This window comes from Shimia ponticola, assembly GCF_007995215.1.
In the GTDB taxonomy this organism is placed as follows: domain Bacteria; phylum Pseudomonadota; class Alphaproteobacteria; order Rhodobacterales; family Rhodobacteraceae; genus Shimia_B; species Shimia_B ponticola.
Genome location: NZ_VCDK01000005.1, coordinates 317,356 through 334,830, shown reverse-complemented (window position 1 = coordinate 334,830; position 17,475 = coordinate 317,356). Strand labels below are relative to the sequence as shown.

Annotated in this window: 15 protein-coding genes; 11 read left to right on the top strand and 4 right to left on the bottom strand. The window is 59.0% G+C overall.

What is annotated here, in order from left to right:
* Positions 1 to 144: 144 nt before the first annotated feature.
* Genes FE702_RS11785 through ubiE form a run of 3 tightly spaced genes read right to left on the bottom strand, consistent with a single transcriptional unit; the run spans position 145 to position 4,206 of the window.
* Positions 145 to 1,818, bottom strand: a complete 1,674-nt coding sequence (locus FE702_RS11785; RefSeq protein ID WP_147126506.1) for an ATP-binding cassette domain-containing protein — start codon at positions 1,816 to 1,818, stop codon at positions 145 to 147.
* Positions 1,819 to 1,870: 52 nt separating this feature from the next.
* Positions 1,871 to 3,400, bottom strand: a complete 1,530-nt coding sequence (ubiB, locus tag FE702_RS11780; RefSeq protein ID WP_147126505.1) for a 2-polyprenylphenol 6-hydroxylase — start codon at positions 3,398 to 3,400, stop codon at positions 1,871 to 1,873.
* A gap of 56 nt (positions 3,401 to 3,456) precedes the next feature.
* On the bottom strand, positions 3,457 to 4,206 hold the full coding sequence (ubiE, locus tag FE702_RS11775) for a bifunctional demethylmenaquinone methyltransferase/2-methoxy-6-polyprenyl-1,4-benzoquinol methylase UbiE (protein WP_147126504.1): 750 nt from the start codon (positions 4,204 to 4,206) through the stop codon (positions 3,457 to 3,459).
* Positions 4,207 to 4,305: 99 nt separating this feature from the next.
* Here ubiE and FE702_RS11770 point away from each other — a divergent pair, with 99 nt between their 5' ends.
* From FE702_RS11770 to recF, 7 genes are all read left to right on the top strand, one after another.
* Entirely contained in the window at positions 4,306 to 4,935 is a 630-nt protein-coding gene (locus FE702_RS11770; protein WP_147126503.1) for a hypothetical protein, read from the top strand.
* 77 nt (positions 4,936 to 5,012) lie between these two features.
* A complete protein-coding gene (gene mutM, locus FE702_RS11765; protein WP_147126502.1) occupies positions 5,013 to 5,864 on the top strand; it encodes a bifunctional DNA-formamidopyrimidine glycosylase/DNA-(apurinic or apyrimidinic site) lyase in 852 nt (283 codons plus the stop codon).
* A 66-nt stretch (positions 5,865 to 5,930) separates the two neighbouring features.
* A complete protein-coding gene (locus tag FE702_RS11760) occupies positions 5,931 to 6,707 on the top strand; it encodes an enoyl-CoA hydratase (RefSeq protein WP_147126501.1) in 777 nt (258 codons plus the stop codon).
* A gap of 152 nt (positions 6,708 to 6,859) precedes the next feature.
* Positions 6,860 to 7,123 (top strand): 30S ribosomal protein S20, encoded by a 264-nt coding sequence (gene rpsT / locus FE702_RS11755; protein ID WP_147126500.1) that lies wholly within the window; start codon positions 6,860 to 6,862, stop codon positions 7,121 to 7,123.
* A 464-nt stretch (positions 7,124 to 7,587) separates the two neighbouring features.
* Complete coding sequence (gene dnaA, locus FE702_RS11750) at positions 7,588 to 8,964, top strand: chromosomal replication initiator protein DnaA (RefSeq protein WP_222611812.1); 1,377 nt, start codon at positions 7,588 to 7,590, stop codon at positions 8,962 to 8,964.
* A 141-nt stretch (positions 8,965 to 9,105) separates the two neighbouring features.
* Complete coding sequence (gene dnaN / locus FE702_RS11745; RefSeq protein ID WP_147126498.1) at positions 9,106 to 10,224, top strand: DNA polymerase III subunit beta; 1,119 nt, start codon at positions 9,106 to 9,108, stop codon at positions 10,222 to 10,224.
* A gap of 112 nt (positions 10,225 to 10,336) precedes the next feature.
* Positions 10,337 to 11,434 carry a DNA replication/repair protein RecF gene (gene recF / locus FE702_RS11740; protein WP_147126497.1) on the top strand — a complete coding sequence of 366 codons (1,098 nt, stop codon included), beginning with the start codon at positions 10,337 to 10,339 and terminating at the stop codon, positions 11,432 to 11,434.
* Here the strand turns inward: recF and FE702_RS11735 are convergent.
* Positions 11,418 to 12,707 (bottom strand): S41 family peptidase, encoded by a 1,290-nt coding sequence (locus FE702_RS11735; RefSeq protein ID WP_147126496.1) that lies wholly within the window; start codon positions 12,705 to 12,707, stop codon positions 11,418 to 11,420. The two genes, recF and FE702_RS11735, sit on opposite strands and share 17 nt — an antisense overlap.
* A 60-nt stretch (positions 12,708 to 12,767) precedes the next feature.
* Here FE702_RS11735 and FE702_RS11730 point away from each other — a divergent pair, with 60 nt between their 5' ends.
* The 4 genes from FE702_RS11730 to FE702_RS11715 all read left to right on the top strand — a co-directional run bounded on the left by FE702_RS11730 (position 12,768) and on the right by FE702_RS11715 (position 17,452).
* On the top strand, positions 12,768 to 13,388 hold the full coding sequence (locus tag FE702_RS11730) for a LysE family translocator (RefSeq protein ID WP_147126495.1): 621 nt from the start codon (positions 12,768 to 12,770) through the stop codon (positions 13,386 to 13,388).
* A gap of 6 nt (positions 13,389 to 13,394) precedes the next feature.
* Entirely contained in the window at positions 13,395 to 14,279 is an 885-nt protein-coding gene (locus tag FE702_RS11725) for a fatty acid desaturase (RefSeq protein ID WP_147126494.1), read from the top strand.
* A 255-nt stretch (positions 14,280 to 14,534) separates the two neighbouring features.
* Positions 14,535 to 16,949, top strand: coding sequence for a DNA topoisomerase (ATP-hydrolyzing) subunit B (gyrB, locus tag FE702_RS11720; protein WP_147126493.1), 2,415 nt, complete (start codon positions 14,535 to 14,537; stop codon positions 16,947 to 16,949).
* Between the two features lie 149 nt (positions 16,950 to 17,098).
* On the top strand, positions 17,099 to 17,452 hold the full coding sequence (locus FE702_RS11715) for a RidA family protein (RefSeq protein ID WP_147126492.1): 354 nt from the start codon (positions 17,099 to 17,101) through the stop codon (positions 17,450 to 17,452).
* Positions 17,453 to 17,475: the final 23 nt, after the last annotated feature.

Genomic DNA, 17,475 nt, shown 5'->3' with positions numbered 1-17,475 from the left:
ACAGCGCGCCACGCTTCACTCCGGAGTTTTCTGACGCGTTGTTCCCTGACCCTAGGTCACTAAATTGCAAGTGTCTGTGACAAATGCACATTTCGCATCCGGTCAAAGTAGAAATCGCTCAAAACATGGTCGGGCAGGCAGGCGTCAGGACCTTGACACCGGAATTGTCTGATCCAGCACATCGTCTGAGACGGTTCTGTGCGTGACAATCACCACGGTCGTTCGCCCGCGCAACGCAACGATCCGGCCTAGGATGCTGGCCTCAGACTCCTCATCCAGTGCAGAGGTCGCTTCATCCAAAAGCAGAAGGCCCGGCTTACGCAACAAGGCGCGGGCCAGCGCCAGCCTTTGTCGTTCGCCGCCAGAAAATAGCCGCCCGCCTTGGCCGCACCGGGTGTCCAGTCCGTGTTCCTGTCGCTGCACCATATCCCATGCGCCGACGTCGCGCAGGCACTGCTCGATCTCGGGTTCTGTCACATCGTCGAGGCCGAATGTCAGGTTCTCGCGGATCGTGATGTCGAAGAGCAGCGTCTCTTGTGTGACGTAGGCGATATGGGCCGCGCTGCCGGTTGCACCAGTGACGTCGATGCCCCCGCTGGTCGGTGTCAGAATGCCACAGATCAAGTCGAGTACCGTCGTCTTGCCGCTGCCGGACGGGCCGGTGATCGCGGCGATCTGTCCGGGTAAGATGTCAAAAGACAGCGCGTTCACTTGTGGCTCTGAACCGGTGGCATGGGCATAGGTCAGGTCTGTTGCCGTCACGCGGGCCGGACCGGTGGGTGCGCTGGGCATCGACGCGGAGTGTATATGGTTGGTCGGCAGCCCGTTGATCATCGCCTCATAGCTGGCAAAGGCCGGCATGGCGTAGGCAATGGACTGCAATGTGCGCATGACCTGAATCGCTGGGCCGCTAGCGCGTGCGATGATCACGACCACCGCCGCCAGAACGGAAAACTGGGTATCGAGGACAAAGACGCCAAGGGCGATTGCCACCCCCAGCAAAACAGCCATCGCGATCTGAAAAAGCGCCTGAAAGCTGGCTGTGTTCCTGCTATAGGCCACAAGCTGTTCGCCCATATGCTCTTGGCTTGTGCGGAAGAAGGCGATGTATTGGTCTTCTTCCCGCTGAATCTTCATCAGCTTGAGCGCGCTGAAGAATTGCAGGATTTGATCGGAAAAAGCCCGGCCTGCGTTGGTTTGTGACTGCCCCACCTTGGCGGCGCGGCGCATCAAGACAGGGGCAAATCCGGCGCAGACCACACCCACCCCCAACACCAAGAGCGTCAGGGCAGGCGCGATCACGGCGGCTACGGCAACCTGAACGATCACGATGATGCTGCTCACAAGGCTCCGCATCGTGTTGGTCGTGGCTTGCGATAGCCGACCCAGATCAAGAAACAGGCTGCTCTGCGCATCCTTGTGCCGAAGGTGAGACAGGGTTGCCCACTCGGAATGGGCCAACCCCGAAAACAGACTCAGCCGAAGGTGATTGAGGAAGGCAATTTCAATCTGAACGACATAGACGGCATGCACCCAGCCCAGAACCGCGCGCAGGATGATCAGGCCGACAACGATGATCAGAAGGCAGGCAAGCTGTTGGTCCAAGGTCTCGACGCCAATGGCGGCCAACTGCGTCACCACCCACAGTGACGGACCCGTAGGCGCATTCTCTGACATCAGCTGCAACACCGGCAACAGCAGAACAAGGCCCGCACCCTCGGTCAGCGCGCCTAGCGTGATCAGCGCAAGAACGATCCAGAAACGCGGCCCAGCAAATGTCCGAAACGTATTGAAAAAGCGCAAATAGGTGGCCGTCATGGTGACAGCCTATAGCAGGCATCCGAAAGCGATACCTTTGTTATCGGAAGCTTCAGAGAATTTGCGCGATGACCGCGCCGATCAGACCGCTTGTGACAGCAATGGCCGCGACAGCACCCCATCCCGGCCCGCCTTTGGGGGGTGTCGTATCCTTTGGTGTCGATGCCTGAATAAGCACGGCCTCAGCCATTTGCGGAAGGCGCGGCCCGAAACGGGACAGGATTCGCGCCGTCTTGAACAGGTCCTTGGCCAGCGACTGCGGGCCGATGGATTTGCGGATGTAATCCTCGACCACCGGCTGTGCGACGGACCAGATGTTGATCGTCGGGTTCAGCGACCGCGCGACGCCCTCGACCACGACCATCGTGCGTTGCAAAAGGATCAGCTCGGTCCGTGTTTCCATGCCAAAGCGCTCAGTCACTTCGAACAGGTAGCTGAGCAAGCGGCCCATGGAGACACGGCTGGCATCCAGCCCAAAGATTGGCTCGCCCACCGCGCGCAGGGCGCGGGCAAATTCGTCGACGTCGCGGTCAGCGGGGACATAGCCTGCCTCGAAATGAACTTCGGCAACGCGTTTGTAGTCCTTGCGGATAAACCCAAAAAGAATCTCGGCATAGACGCGGCGGGTGTATTCATCGAGCCGCCCCATGATCCCAAAATCATAGGCGATGATGTCCCCGTTCGCGGCAATCTTCATGTTGCCCTGATGCATGTCGCCATGAAAATAGCCGTCGCGCAGGGCGTGTTGCAGGAAGAGGCGCAGGACACGCTCGCCCAATTCGTTGGTGTCATGCCCCGCCTCGCGGATCGCGATGACGTCGCCTGACGGGATGCCTTCGGCCCAGCCTTGGGTCATGACGCGGCGACCCGACAGCGCCCATTTGACCTCTGGCAGGGCGAAACCGGGATCGTCCTTGGTATTGTCGGCGTATTCGCTCGCGGCTGAGGTTTCGAGCCGCAGGTCAAGTTCACCGTTCACCACGCCTTCGAAGTGCTCGATGACGTCGAGCGGGCGTAGGCGCTTTGCACCAGGGGCCAGTTTTTCGACGAACCAAGCAGCGAGGTAGAACGCGTCCACATCCTTCCGGAAGGCGCGTTCAATGTCTGGGCGCAGGACCTTGATAGCGACCTGTTCGTCGCTGTCTTTCAGAGTTGCCTTGTGCACCTGAGCGATAGAGGCGGCGGCGACGGGTTCGGAGATATGACTGAAGACATCGTCGCACCGGATTTCCAACTCGCGCTCGATTTCCTTTTTGGCAACGGCCAAAGGGAAAGGTGGCAGCTTGTCTTGCAGGACCCGCAATTGAAGAGCGAGCTCGTCGCCAACCACGTCAGGGCGGGTCGACAGGATTTGCCCGAACTTGATGTAGGCAGGGCCCAGCGCCGTCAGCGCGCGGGTGACGGGCGGCATGGACGGGTCGCCCTTGTGTCCCAGCCACTGAAATGGCCACCCCAGAATGCGGGCCATGACGCGGACGGGAGCAGGGGCCTCCATCGCCTCCAGCACGGCTTTCATCGCGCCGGTGCGTTCCAGCGTGGCACCCGTGCGCACCAGCCGCCAAATGTTATGGGGACCGCGCATCTAGGGTGTCTTTCCTGATGGCATATCGGGGTTGGCGCAGGTGCGCCTTTCGATCTTCAAATTTTCCACCCCGAATGCAGGCATGCGACGCCCATGGTCATGTTGCGATACTTGGCGTTTTCAAAACCGGCTTTGCGGAGCATCCCGAGAAACGTGTCCTGATCCGGGAATTTGCGGATCGACTCGACGAGGTACTGATAGCTGTCGCGGTCGTTGGCGATCAGCTGACCCATGCGCGGGATCACATTAAAGCTGTAGGCATCATAGGCGGCCTGCATCATCGGGTTTGGCAATTGGCTGAATTCCAGCACCATCAAACGTCCGCCGGGCCGCAGCACGCGATAGGCTTCGTCCAGGGCCTCTTGGGGGCGGGTCACGTTCCGAATGCCAAAGCTGATCGTGTAGACGTCGAACGTGTTGTCTTCGAACGGCAGGGCCATGGCATCCCCAACGACCCAATCCAGTTGCTCTGACATCTTGTCCGCCTCGGCCCGTTTGCGGCCTTCGACCAACATCGACTCTGTCAGATCAAGCACGGTCGCATGGCCATAGCCTGCACGTTTGAGAAACCGAAACGAGATGTCCCCGGTGCCACCAGCCACATCCAAGAGCTTCTGCCCTGCGCGCGGAGCGAGCCAATCCATCATCGCATCCTTCCAAATGCGGTGGATGCCAACGCTCATCACGTCGTTCATCACGTCATACTTGGATGCGACGGATGTGAAGACGCCCTGAACCTTCCCCGCTTTTTCCGTTTCGGAAACAGTTTGGTAACCAAAATGGGTCGTGTTGCCATCGTCTGTCATGAGCGTGCCTCTTTCCGTCCGCATTTGGGATATATGCCCTAGGCGGAAGAAACAAATACGTATCGCGCCGCATCGTTAGGCCGCGCAAAGGTGAATGAGATGAGTCAGCTAATCGTTATTTCAGCGTTCCTGTTGGTGGGTGCCGCCGTTTGCACTGTTGCGTTCATGTTCCGTGGTGACCTTGCTTTGAGTTGGCGCTTACGCCGTGCCACGCTCAAACGCGCCGGGGCCAGCCAACAGATGTCAATCGAGATCGAGGAGACTGAGGATGGCCAAGCCAAGGCTTCACTAGAAGCAGACAGTGCTGGCACAGATGCCCCTCAGGATGAGATTCCTCTGTCCTGGCCCATCCGCATTGTTGCGACGTTGGCGTCGGTTCTTCTCCTTCTGCTGCTCAACAGCACGCGTGCTCATGCCGGCCTCAGCCCTCTTCCCGATGAATACTTCTGGCAGGCCTATGCTGCCTCTTGCCTTATGATCGCTTGGTATCTGACACATGTCTGGTGCTATGCGGTGCGCATTCAGGGGTCATCCTTGACTGTACCTGGCGTATGGTTTGGCAGCCGCTCATTCGATCTGAGCACGCTGCAACATGTCGAAGAAGACGGCCGCCACGTGGTTCGCCTGTATTTCAAATGCGGAGCCTGTGCGAGGCTCACCAAACATCTGAACGGGTATTCCCATCTGCGGAACAAGCTGTCTGGCGACCCGCGCATGGCGGTTGCCTAAGGGCTGCGCGCCGCACGGTTTGACTTTTCGATAGATGATCGCCACCTCCTCGGGACCAGATTGCTGAGGAGTGGCGTGTGCCCGAATTGCCCGAAGTCGAAACGGTCCGCCGCGGACTCCTCCCTGTGCTTGAAGGACAGCGGATTTCCAAGGCTGAGGTGAATCGCCCAGACCTGCGCTGGCCGCTTCCTGAACGCATGTCCGAGCGACTCACCGGGCGGGTCGTGACGGCCCTTCGAAGGCGATCAAAATACATTCTTGCCGATCTCGACAGCGATGAAACCCTGATCGTCCATCTGGGCATGTCAGGGCGCATGCTGATTTCGGGCATTCAGATCGGAGAATTTCACTACGATCATCCGGCTCCGGCGAAACATGATCATGTGGTGATCCATACCGAAGCCGGCGGTCGCGTCACGTTTAATGATGCCCGCCGGTTTGGCGCGATGGACCTTGCTCCCACGGCAACGGTCGACCAACACAAGCTTCTGTCTGGGATCGGGCCCGAACCTCTCGGCAACTCTTTCAACGAAGCCTATCTGATCGAGCGACTCAGGGGGCGCAACACGCCCATCAAATCCGCGCTTCTGGACCAGAGAATTGTCGCAGGATTGGGCAATATCTATGTGTGCGAGGTGCTACACCGCGCGGGAATATCGCCGCTCCGCAAGGCGGGGCGTATCGGATCAGAGCGAGTCGCAACGCTGGTTCCGTTGATCCGCGAGGTCCTGAGCGAAGCCATCGAGTCTGGTGGTTCAAGCCTTCGGGACTATCGCCAAGCCGATGGAGAACTTGGATATTTTCAGCACGCCTTCCGTGTCTATGATCGCGAAGGCGCGCCTTGCGTCACAGAAAATTGCGCAGGTCAAGTCAGACGGGTTGTCCAGTCAGGAAGAAGCTCTTTCTACTGCGCGACATGTCAAAGATAACTTGCGCCAGCGTGGGGGAATGCTAACCCTCACGGTCTGACAGCCACTATAAAGGGTCCATCCAGCATGGCCTATGAGACGATCAACGTCGAAGTCGCAGATCATGTCGCCACCATTAAGCTGAACCGCCCAGACGCGATGAACGCGCTGAACGGACAGTTGCTTGAGGAACTGGCGCAGGCACTGAAAGACGCGGACAAGAACGACAAGGTGCGTTGCATCATCCTGACCGGATCCGACAAGGCATTTGCCGCCGGGGCCGACATCAAGGAGATGAGCGAGAAGTCGTTTGTCGAGGTCTACAGCTCTGACATGTTCGGCGACGAGATCGAGATCATGCTGCGCGTCCGGAAACCGATCATTGCCGCTGTCAGCGGCTATGCGCTCGGCGGTGGATGTGAGCTGGCGATGATGTGTGATTTCATCATCTGCTCGGACACGGCCAAGTTCGGCCAGCCGGAAATCAACCTCGGTGTTATTGCAGGGATTGGCGGTAGCCAGCGCCTGACGCGTTTTGTCGGCAAATCCAAATCGATGGACATGCACCTGACCGGTCGTTTCATGGACGCCGAAGAAGCAGAGCGTTCGGGCCTCGTGTCCCGCGTTGTGCCTTGCAAGAAACTGATGGAAGAGGCGCGCGGAGCGGCTGAGAAGATTGCCGAGAAATCGCTGATCGCCACCATGGCGGCCAAAGAAGCCGTGAACCGCAGCTATGAGACAACGCTGCGCGAAGGTCTCTTGTTCGAACGACGTCTTTTCCACTCGCTCTTTGCGACTGAAGACCAGAAAGAAGGCATGTCCGCCTTCCTCGACAAACGCGAAGCGCAATTCCGCGACAAGTAAGACCTTGAACTGATGCCGCGTGTTCTGTAGCAGGCGGCATCCAACATGCGTGTGTAGCCCGCTCAGGCTCGAATCGTCCCGGCGACCGACGTTCCGGTGGGGTTTCTGCATACGACCGTAATTGAACCGATACCCCAGAAGGGACCCACACCATGGCAAATTCGCCCCAAGCAAAAAAACGCGCCCGTCAGAACGAAGCCCGCTTTGCCGTTAACAAAGCCCGCCGCTCGCGGATTCGCACTTACCTGCGCAAAGTCGAAGAAGCGATCGCATCGGGTGATTCCGCTGCCGCAAAAGCAGCTTTGGCAGCCGCTCAGCCAGAGCTGATGCGCGGTGTGACCAAAGGTGTTGTCCATAAGAACACAGCTGCACGAAAAATGTCGCGTCTGTCGGCTCGGGTCAAAGCGCTCGGCTAAGGTCGCCTTGAGCGGAGCGCTAATCCGCTAGAATTTATGCGAGAATCGGGCGTCCAAATCGGGCGCCCGTTTTGTCTTCACAGCCGTGAAAAAAAGGGGCCGGAGATTCTTTTTCAAGAAATGCCGAGTCAACCATGAAGATCAGTTGAAGCGACGCAAACGCATTCGCTACACACAGTCCTGCGAGTCATCGTCTGGGGGGACGGGGCGGCCACAGGGACACGAAAAGAACCACAAGATTCCGTGTTCCGGGTCATCGCTGACGGGTCCAAGAAATGGGTCCGAACGCGAGCGGGTGTTGGAAGACCCGGCCTGTCCAAGCTGAACAACTTCGAGCCATCTGTTTGTGCGGATCGCTCAAATGAACGTGTCCTTTTGGGACGCGCCAGTATCCCTTTGCGCATGCCGCAAAAGCTAAGAGGTCGTGTGAAACGATCTGGGGAATGGAAGCAAGGGGACACAAAATGAACACTGAGGTCTGGGGGCAGGCACAAACAGCGCTCAAGTCGGTCGTTGGCGAAAATGCCTTCCTGACGTGGATCGAGCCGCTGAAAATCGGTTCTATCGAGAACCGGGTTGCCACCTTTGAAGTCCCGACGACCTTTGTCGGTTCATATGTGAACCAGAACTTCTCGGATCAGATCATCTATCAGATGCGGCTGCATGGTGAAGAGGTCGACCGTCTGGGTTTCGTCGTCTCAAGCGCCGCGGCCAAGCCGGCCGCTGCAGAGGTGGAGACACCTGTGGCTGACGAAGTGTCAGCCGATGCAGAGCAAACCGGATCATCGACGCCGCTTGATGTCGGTGCGGCCAAGCTCGACCCGCGCTTTACCTTTGAACAGTTCATCGTCGGAAAACCGAACGAGTTGGCTTTTGCTGCGGCCAAGCGCGTGGCCGAGGGTGGTCCCGTCACCTTTAACCCTCTGTTCCTTTACGGCGGCGTTGGGCTGGGTAAGACGCACCTGATGCACGCGATTGCGTGGGAGTTGAAACAGCAGCGCCCCGATTTGAACGTTCTCTATCTCAGCGCTGAACAGTTCATGTACCGCTTTGTCCAAGCCATCCGTGAGCGCAAGATGATGGATTTCAAATCCATGTTCCGCAGCGTGGATGTGTTGATGGTGGATGACGTGCAATTCATCGCTGGCAAGGGCAGCACGCAGGAAGAGTTCTTTCACACGTTCAACGCGCTGGTCGATCAGAACAAGCAGATCATCATTTCGGCGGACCGCGCGCCGGGTGAGATCAAGGACCTTGAGAACCGCATCGCGAGCCGCCTGCAATGTGGCCTTTGCGTGGACCTGCATCCGACGGATTATGAACTGCGGCTGGGCATCCTGCAGTCCAAGGTCGAGCTGTATCGTCAATCCTATCCGGGACTCGTCATTCAGGACGGTGTTCTGAATTTCCTTGCCCACCGCATCAGCACCAATGTCCGCGTCTTGGAAGGGGCTTTGACCCGCTTGTTCGCGTTTGCCTCGCTCGTCGGGCGCGAAGTGACAATGGAACTGACGCAGGATTGCCTCTCGGACGTATTACGGGCGAGCGATCGCAAGATCACCGTTGAGGAAATCCAGCGGAAAGTGTCAGAGCATTATAACATTCGCCTGTCGGACATGATCGGCCCCAAGCGTCTGCGCAGCTTTGCACGCCCCCGCCAGGTCGCGATGTATCTGTGTAAAAAGATGACCACGCGCAGCTTGCCCGAGATTGGCCGGCGCTTTGGTGGCCGCGATCACACGACGATCATGCATGGCGTGAAACGGATCGAAGAGTTGATGGCCAAGGACAGCCAGATTGCCGACGATCTTGAGATGCTGCGCCGCGCACTGGAAGCCTAATAGCAACATATCTTGACGATTGCGGGCGTAGGGGGAACTCTGCGCCCGAAAACACTTGTGCGCTCTTCGGGAAAGACTACGGTCAGGGTCCCGAATTGTGGGGCGAAAGGCGTGGAGACGCCTTATGGGACGGAGACGGTCATGAAACTGAGCATCGAACGCGGGACCTTGCTGAAGGCGGTCAGTCAGGCGCAATCGGTTGTCGAGCGGCGCAACACAATTCCGATCCTTGCTAATGTTCTGATCGAAGCCGAAGGCGAGGGTGTATCGTTCCGTGCCACGGATCTGGATATCGAGGTTGTCGATAAGGCCCCGGCCATGGTTGAGCGCGCAGGTGCCACAACCGTCAGCGCGGTGACGCTCCACGAGATTGTCCGCAAGTTGCCCGATGGGGCGCTTGTCAGCCTGACGGATGATGGGACCAAAGGCCGTTTGACGGTCGAGGCCGGTAGATCGAATTTCTCGCTGGCCACATTGCCGAAAGAAGACTTCCCTGTGATGGCGTCTTCTGAATACACGGCGAATTTCAGCGCCAAGGCGTCTGTGCTGCGCCGGTTGTTCGACAAATCCAAATTTGCAATCTCGACGGAAGAGACACGGTATTACCTGAACGGCGTCTACATGCATGTGGCCGAAGCCGAAGGTGGCCGGATGCTGCGTTGCGTGGCGACCGATGGGCATCGTCTGGCACGCATTGATGCTGACCTGCCCAGCGGCGCCGAGGAAATGCCCGGCGTGATCGTGCCGCGCAAGACGGTCGGGGAATTGCGCAAGCTGTTGGAAGATGACGATGCCGATATCGCGGTGTCAGTCAGTGAAACGAAGGTCCGCTTCACCACGGATAAAGTGGCTCTGACCTCGAAAGTGATCGAGGGGACGTTCCCCGATTACATGCGCGTGATCCCGACTGGGAATACGAAGAAGCTGGAGGTTGATGCCTCTGAATTTGCGCAGGCCGTGGACCGGGTCGCGACGGTGTCGTCCGAACGGTCGCGCGCGGTGAAGCTGCAACTGGATGAAGACCGGTTGGTTCTATCCGTCAACGCGCCCGATAGCGGCGCGGCTGAGGAAGAGCTGGGTGTGGCCTATGGTGACGACCGGTTGGAGATCGGGTTCAACGCGAAATATCTGCTGGAGATTGCGTCACAGGTGGATCGCGAGAACGCGGTGTTTTTGTTCAACTCTGCAGGTGATCCCACCTTGATGCGCGAAGGCAATGACACCAGCGCGGTTTATGTCGTCATGCCGATGCGCGTGTGATCGGTGTCTGGTGGGCGTCCCGCCCACCCACCCCTTTAGCGCTGCGCGCATGAATGGCCGTTCCGGCCATGCCTTCGGCGAGAGTATTTTAGAAACATAGAAGGGACAGGTCGTGCTGGCGATTAAGCATCTGACGCTGTCCCATTTTCGGTCGCACCGGGTGACGCGGCTGGACGTGGACGCGCGCCCTTTGGCGTTTTTCGGACCGAATGGCGCGGGTAAGACCAACGTTCTTGAGGCTGTGTCCTTGCTGTCGCCCGGTCGGGGTTTGCGGCGCGCGACGGTGGATGAGTTTGCGCGCCAGCCCGAAGGGTTGGGGTGGAAGGTCAAAGCCGAAGTCGATGCTGGCGGCGCCCATGAGGTGGAAACGTGGGCTGATCCCGGATCAGCGCGGGCGGTCCGGGTTGATGGCAAGGCGGCATCTCAGGTCGATTTGGGTCGGATGATCCGTGTGTTGTGGTTGATTCCGGCGATGGATCGGCTCTGGATCGAAGGGGCGGAAGGGCGCAGGCGGTTTCTGGACCGGATGACGCTGAGCTTTGATCCCGGTCATGCCGAGCAGGCGCTGACCTATGAAAAGGCGATGCGGGATCGCAACCGTTTGTTGAAGGATCAAGTCGGTGATCCGTCCTGGTACCGCGCGCTTGAGGCGCAGATGGCGCGGGCAGGGATGGCGATGACGCGCGCGCGCGCGGCCACGGTTGTGGCATTGGCTGAGGCGCAGGCGGGGGCTGAGACGGCCTTTCCCACGGCAGATTTGTCGATCACGCATCCAGATGTTGAGTTGCCCGGTTCGGAAGAGGACCTCTTGCGCGCTTGGGAAGACACAAGACGGCGTGACATTGCGGCCGGGCGCACGCTGATCGGGCCGCATCGGGTCGATATGGAGGCAGTCTATGCCGCCAAAGGCGTCCCAGCGCGTGCGGCATCGACAGGTGAGCAAAAGGCGCTTCTGGTATCTCTGATCCTTGCCAATGGGCGCGCACTGGCCGCGCGTGTCGGTGCGCCGCCGTTGCTCCTGCTGGATGAGGTGGCGGCCCATCTGGATGCCGGGCGTCAGGCGGCGCTTTATGACGAGATCTGTGCTCTGGGTGCACAGGCGTGGATGACCGGAACAGGGCCGGAATTGTTTGCAGCGCTGGGAGACCGGGCACAGCGGTTTGAAGTGACCGAAGACGGCGGAACCTCAATCGTCACCGCAGCCGGGTGAGCAGGTCCTGAACCACGGTATCCTGTCCGGCAAGGAACCCGTCGAGATCAAATGGTGCAGGTTCGTCAACTGGGATGCCGAGACCTTCGAATTCTTCGTCCGCATTGCTGCGATAAATCTGGTGGGACAGGCCCAGCTGCCAGCCATTGGGCAGCTGGCGGTTTAGGATGTCTGACAACTCACCGCCCGACGGGTCGCCGAGGATGGTAACCTGCGGAAGCTCTCGCATGGCGATGGAAAAGATCTCAGCGGCGCTTGCGGTGTAGCGGCTGTTCAAGAGGAAGACGGGCTGGCTCAGTTTTGTCCCGGGAAGGTCAGGCACAAAGGCGGGAATGGGTTCAGATAGGCCATCCTGTGTGACAATCAGTTTGTGAAATGCTTCGAAGCCGCCTTTGGTGAAAGATGCCGCATAAGCCAGTGATACGTCATCCGATCCGCCTGGATTGAACCGGTTGTCGATGAGGATCGCCTTGGTCTGCGCCAGCGCCTTGGCCGCGGTTTGCATATGGGCATGGGCCTTGGCCGTCGCCTGACCGCGGGCGTCGTCAGCATCCATGCCCAGCAGCCTGATCCATCCGACGTTGCCGGGAAGGGTGCCATAGCAAAGCGCGCTGTCTGGGATGCAGGTGACGGGTGTCAGGTCCTGCGCGACAGCGTTGGCCATTGCATAGTGCTCTTTCCAAGGGGCGCCGGGGTGGGGCGAGAAGCCGGTTTCGCCGGTGTAGACGTAGACATGACCGTCGCGGACCCCGTCGAGTTGGACCCGGAGAATGTCGAGCAATTCGTCATCCGAGGTGTCAGGGCCAACCAAGGCTCGGGCGCGATTGGTGTTCGCCTCCCAATCGACGGCATGCAGGTCAAAGAACGGGTAGTGTTCGTTGAAGTGCTGGTAGACGGCTTCAACCACCGCAGGCGGATCGCTGGGTTGAAGTTGGTTGCAGGTCTCTGGCAGTTTAGACACGCGCTCTGCGGTTATGGGGTGGTAGATGCCGTCTGCGTTCACCACGAGACGCCCGTCGACGGCATCGAATGAAATGCCTTCGGCCCACCGCAACAGACCGCGATGGGAGGGGAACACATCGGCGGCCTGACAGGCCGTGTCGGTCACTTCGTAAATCTGGGTCTGAACCGCGCCGATATCGACATACATGCCGTAGCCATTCGTGCGCCACAGACCCGCAGCCTCTGACGAGGGGCGCCCGAGGAAGAGGGCGATCATTGCGGCGCACAGCAGGACAAACGCAGTGGCAAAGAGGCCGATCAGAAGACGCATTGGTACAATAATCCAATTGAGTTTGTATTGACTGAACTCCGTCGCTACGGAGGGGTCAAGATGACGATGTCCCCTGCCGATCTCGGGCTCTATGCCTTTGCCGTTGTGATCCTGTTCCTGACGCCGGGGCCAGTATGGGTGGCGTTACTTGCCCGGGCCATGTCAGGCGGTTTCAACGGCGCATGGCCTTTGGCGCTGGGCGTGACGGTCGGAGATATGCTTTGGCCGTTTCTCGCGATCCTTGGGGTGAGTTGGCTGGTCAACGAGATCGAAGGTCTGCTGCTGATCTTGAAATGGGTGGCGGCGGTCATGTTTCTAGTGATGGGCGTTTTGCTGATCCGGAATGCGGACGCAAAGCTTGGGTCGGACAGTCGGCTGACGCGGCCGGGCATGTGGTCCGGCTTTGTCGCCGGACTGCTGGTGATCCTTGGAAATCCGAAGGCGATTTTGTTCTACATGGGCCTGCTGCCGGGATTCTTTGATCTGACGGCGGTGACGTGGCCGGATATTGCCGCGATTCTGTTGGTGTCGATGTTGGTACCACTGGCAGGGAACCTCGCGCTGGGGGCGTTCGTGTCGAAAGTGCGGGGTTTGCTGAGTTCACCGACCGCTCTGCGACGCTTGAACATTGCCTCTGGCGGGCTGTTGATCTTTGTTGGGATCATCATCCCTCTGACGTGAGGCACCATGGACCACAAAGCCCTGATTGCCAGTTTGCCGCCGGAAGAACGCGCAGCGCTGACGCGGCGCAGTGATGCGGCCGGGCTGTTGCATCTGGCCGGTCATCTGGGGTTGATCGCGTTGGGTGCTGTCTGGATTTCGGCGGGGTGGCCGCTCTGGTGGCTTATGCTGCTGCCTTATGGCGTGGTGTTGGTGTTTCTCTTCACGCTGGCGCATGAGGCGACACACAAGACACCGTTTGCTACGGATTGGATGAATGAGCTCGCCGGGCATTTGGCAGGGTTGGTTTTGATCCTGCCGTTCGAGTGGTTTCGCAGATTTCATATGGCGCATCATCGGTTCACGAACGATCCCGAGCGGGACCCGGAACTGGTCGGACCCAAGCCGGACACATGGCCCGCGTTTTTGTGGCACGTGTCTGGAGTGCCGTATTGGCGCGCTATGATGCGGCAGGTCTGGATGAATGCCTTTGGGCGCATTGAGGCCGATTACCTGAGTGATCGGATCGCGCCGCGTATCCGGACCGAGGCGCGCGTCTATCTCGCTATCTATGTCTTGCTGGGTTTGACGCTGATCTGGTCACCGTTGGTCCTGTGGCTGTGGGTGGTGCCGGTGTTGCTCGGGCAGCCGTTTCTGCGGCTGTATCTTTTGGCGGAGCATGGGCGCTGTCCGGCGGTGGCGAATATGCTTGAGAACTCGCGGACAACCTACACCAATCGGGTGGTGCGGTTTCTGGCGTGGAATATGCCCTATCACGCGGAGCATCACGCCTATCCGATGGTGCCGTTTCATCAGCTGCCTGCATTTCATGAGAGGACCATCGCGCATTTGCTGAGTACGTCGGAAGGGTATCGCCAGTTTGCGGCGCAATATGCCTCTGACTTGAAGTAACAGCATCGCAGCTAGCTCTGGGCCGGTGGCACCGCCGGGCCGCGCCCGACCTCCCCCCGGAGGGCGCTTTGGCGATGTCACCAGCAGCAAATCCGGCAATGATGCTTTGAAGCGCAACGCTTGGAACGCGCGTTTGGAACGCCCTCCAGGTCGGGCGCAGCCCTCAGCTCGCTGAGACCCCAAAATCTAGCGCATGCGCGTGACATTCCCCCCCAGACCTCGTATAAAACCGGCAATAATACGAAGGACGGCGATATGGCAGAAGCCGAGCAAAACCAGCCAGAATACGGCGCGGATTCCATCAAGGTTCTCAAAGGCTTAGAGGCGGTTAGAAAACGCCCTGGCATGTATATCGGTGACACCGACGATGGATCGGGTTTGCACCACATGGTTTACGAGGTCGTGGACAACGGTATTGACGAGGCTTTGGCCGGTCATGCCGACTATGTGCATGTGAAAATTCACCCCGACAACAGCGTGTCCGTCCGTGACAACGGACGGGGGATTCCGGTTGGTATCCATGAGGAAGAAGGCGTGTCAGCGGCAGAGGTCATCATGACCCAACTGCACGCAGGCGGTAAGTTCGACAGCAACTCGTACAAGGTCTCCGGCGGTCTGCACGGTGTGGGTGTGTCGGTTGTGAACGCTCTGTCAGTCTGGCTGGAACTCAAGGTCTGGCGTGATGGCAAAGTCCATAAGGCGCGCTTTGAGCATGGTGAAACGACAGAGCACCTTGAGGTCATCGGTGAGACCGAAGACACCGGGACCGAGGTGCGATTCCTTGCATCCACAGACACCTTCTCGAACCTCGAATACTCCTTTGACACGCTGGAAAAGCGCCTGCGTGAGCTGGCATTCCTGAATTCCGGCGTGCGGATCATTCTGGAAGATGCGCGCCCAGCAGAACCGCTGAAGACCGAGCTCTTCTATGAGGGTGGCGTCAAAGAGTTCGTTAAGTATCTCGACCGGTCGAAAACCTCGATCATGGAGACGCCGATCTATGTCGAAGGCACGCGCGATGACATCGGGATCGAGGTCGCGATGTGGTGGAATGACAGCTACCACGAGAATGTCCTACCCTTTACCAACAACATCCCTCAGCGGGACGGCGGCACCCATATGGCGGGCTTTCGCGGCGCCCTGACCCGGACAATCAACGCCTACGCCCAATCCAGCGGCATCGCAAAGAAGGAAAAGGTGAGCTTTACTGGCGACGACGCGCGTGAAGGCCTTACCTGCGTGCTGTCGGTCAAGGTGCCTGACCCCAAGTTCAGTTCGCAAACCAAGGATAAACTGGTTTCGTCAGAGGTGCGTCCAGCGGTCGAAAACCTCGTGGGTGAAAAGCTCGCTGAGTGGTTCGAGGAGAACCCGAACGAGGCCAAGCAGATTGTTGGCAAGATCGTCGAAGCTGCGCTGGCCCGCGAAGCCGCGCGCAAGGCCCGCGAGTTGACTCGCCGCAAGACGGCGATGGATGTGAACTATCTGGCTGGCAAGCTGAAAGACTGTTCAGAGAAAGACCCATCCAAAACCGAAGTTTTCCTCGTCGAAGGGGACTCCGCCGGTGGATCGGCACAGACCGGTCGCGACCGCCGCACGCAGGCGGTGTTGCCCCTGCGCGGCAAGATTCTGAACGTGGAGCGTGCGCGGTTTGACCGGATGCTATCGTCGCAGGAAATTGGCAACCTTGTCATGGCGCTGGGTACCGGCATTGGCCGGGATGAATTCAATATTGAAAAGCTGCGCTACCATAAGATCGTCATCATGACCGATGCGGACGTGGACGGCGCGCATATTCGGACTCTGCTCTTGACCTTCTTCTTCCGTCAGATGCCGGAACTGATCGAAGGCGGGTATCTCTATATTGCCCAGCCACCGCTCTATAAGGTGTCGCGCGGCAAATCCGAGGTCTACCTCAAGGATCAGGGTGCGCTGGACGATTACCTGATTGATCAGGGCGTCGAGGGTGCGGTTCTCCGGCTGGGGTCTGGTGAGGAAATTGTCGGTCAGGACTTGGCCCGCGTCGTGCATGAGGCGCGGCAGCTGAAGCGACTGCTTGATGCCTTCCCAACCCATTACCCGCGCCACATTCTGGAACAGGCTGCCATTGCAGGGGCCTTTGTGCCCGGAGCCGTGGATCGCGACCTGCAGGGTGTGGCCGATGCCGTCGCGCGTCGTCTGGACCTGATCGCGTTGGAATACGAACGTGGATGGCAGGGCCGCATCACGCAGGACAAAGGCATCCGTCTGGCACGTATCCTGCGCGGTGTGGAAGAGGTACGGACGCTTGACGGTCCGATGCTGCGCTCTGGCGAAGCCGGTCGGACCGGATCGTTTACCGAGGGTCTGCAGGAAATCTACGGTCAGGCCGCCACGCTGCATCGCAAGGAACGCTCACAGCTGATCTACGGTCCGCTGACCCTTTTGGAAGCCATTCTGGAAGAGGGTGAAAAGGGCAACACACTGCAGCGCTACAAGGGTCTGGGTGAAATGAACCCTGATCAGCTGTGGGAAACGACGCTCGACCCCGACGCGCGGACGCTTCTGCAGGTGAAAATCGAAGACGTGGCCGAAGCCGACGACCTGTTCACCAAGCTGATGGGCGATGTTGTTGAGCCACGCCGCGAGTTCATCCAACAGAACGCGCTGAGCGTAGAGAACTTGGACTTCTAGCCGAAGGCTTTATTGCGCCGCGCACCGAATAAACCGCCCGAATGACGGCAACGTCATGCCGCGCCGGTCCGCCCCCACGGGGCGGCGCGATTGCGCCACCCCTCGGACCGGCTCTGAACAACCAGTGTCAGGCTGCATAGGATTAATCCATGACCCAAATCACCCGCATCGACACATCCGCCCGGATGTCCAAGATCGTCAAACATAACGGCGTCGCTTACCTCTGTGGGCAGGTCGGCGCGGGCGATACGGTGACCGAGCAGACGCAGGACTGTCTGGCACGCGTGGACGCGCTGTTGGAAAAGGCCGGGTCGTCGCGCGAGCACATGCTGCAAGCTGTGATCTGGCTGGCCGATATGGCCGATTTCGCCGAGATGAATGCCGTTTGGGACGCGTGGGTGCCAGAGGGTCATGCGCCTGCGCGGGCCTGTGGTGAAGCGAAACTTGCGCGTGATGTGCTCAAGGTCGAGATTATCGTGACCGCAGCGGTAATCGACGGCTGACACTTTTCCCGATCCCTAGCTGC

Coding starts and splice junctions, on each gene's coding strand:
- FE702_RS11785 (WP_147126506.1), bottom strand. CDS start 1,818: ATGACGGCCACCTATTTGCGCTTTTTCAATACGTTTCGGACATTTGCT.
- ubiB (WP_147126505.1), bottom strand. CDS start 3,400: ATGCGCGGTCCCCATAACATTTGGCGGCTGGTGCGCACGGGTGCCACG.
- ubiE (WP_147126504.1), bottom strand. CDS start 4,206: ATGACAGACGATGGCAACACGACCCATTTTGGTTACCAAACTGTTTCC.
- FE702_RS11770 (WP_147126503.1), top strand. CDS start 4,306: ATGAGTCAGCTAATCGTTATTTCAGCGTTCCTGTTGGTGGGTGCCGCC.
- FE702_RS11760 (WP_147126501.1), top strand. CDS start 5,931: ATGGCCTATGAGACGATCAACGTCGAAGTCGCAGATCATGTCGCCACC.
- rpsT (WP_147126500.1), top strand. CDS start 6,860: ATGGCAAATTCGCCCCAAGCAAAAAAACGCGCCCGTCAGAACGAAGCC.
- dnaA (WP_222611812.1), top strand. CDS start 7,588: ATGAACACTGAGGTCTGGGGGCAGGCACAAACAGCGCTCAAGTCGGTC.
- dnaN (WP_147126498.1), top strand. CDS start 9,106: ATGAAACTGAGCATCGAACGCGGGACCTTGCTGAAGGCGGTCAGTCAG.
- FE702_RS11735 (WP_147126496.1), bottom strand. CDS start 12,707: ATGCGTCTTCTGATCGGCCTCTTTGCCACTGCGTTTGTCCTGCTGTGC.
- FE702_RS11730 (WP_147126495.1), top strand. CDS start 12,768: ATGACGATGTCCCCTGCCGATCTCGGGCTCTATGCCTTTGCCGTTGTG.
- FE702_RS11725 (WP_147126494.1), top strand. CDS start 13,395: ATGGACCACAAAGCCCTGATTGCCAGTTTGCCGCCGGAAGAACGCGCA.
- gyrB (WP_147126493.1), top strand. CDS start 14,535: ATGGCAGAAGCCGAGCAAAACCAGCCAGAATACGGCGCGGATTCCATC.
- FE702_RS11715 (WP_147126492.1), top strand. CDS start 17,099: ATGACCCAAATCACCCGCATCGACACATCCGCCCGGATGTCCAAGATC.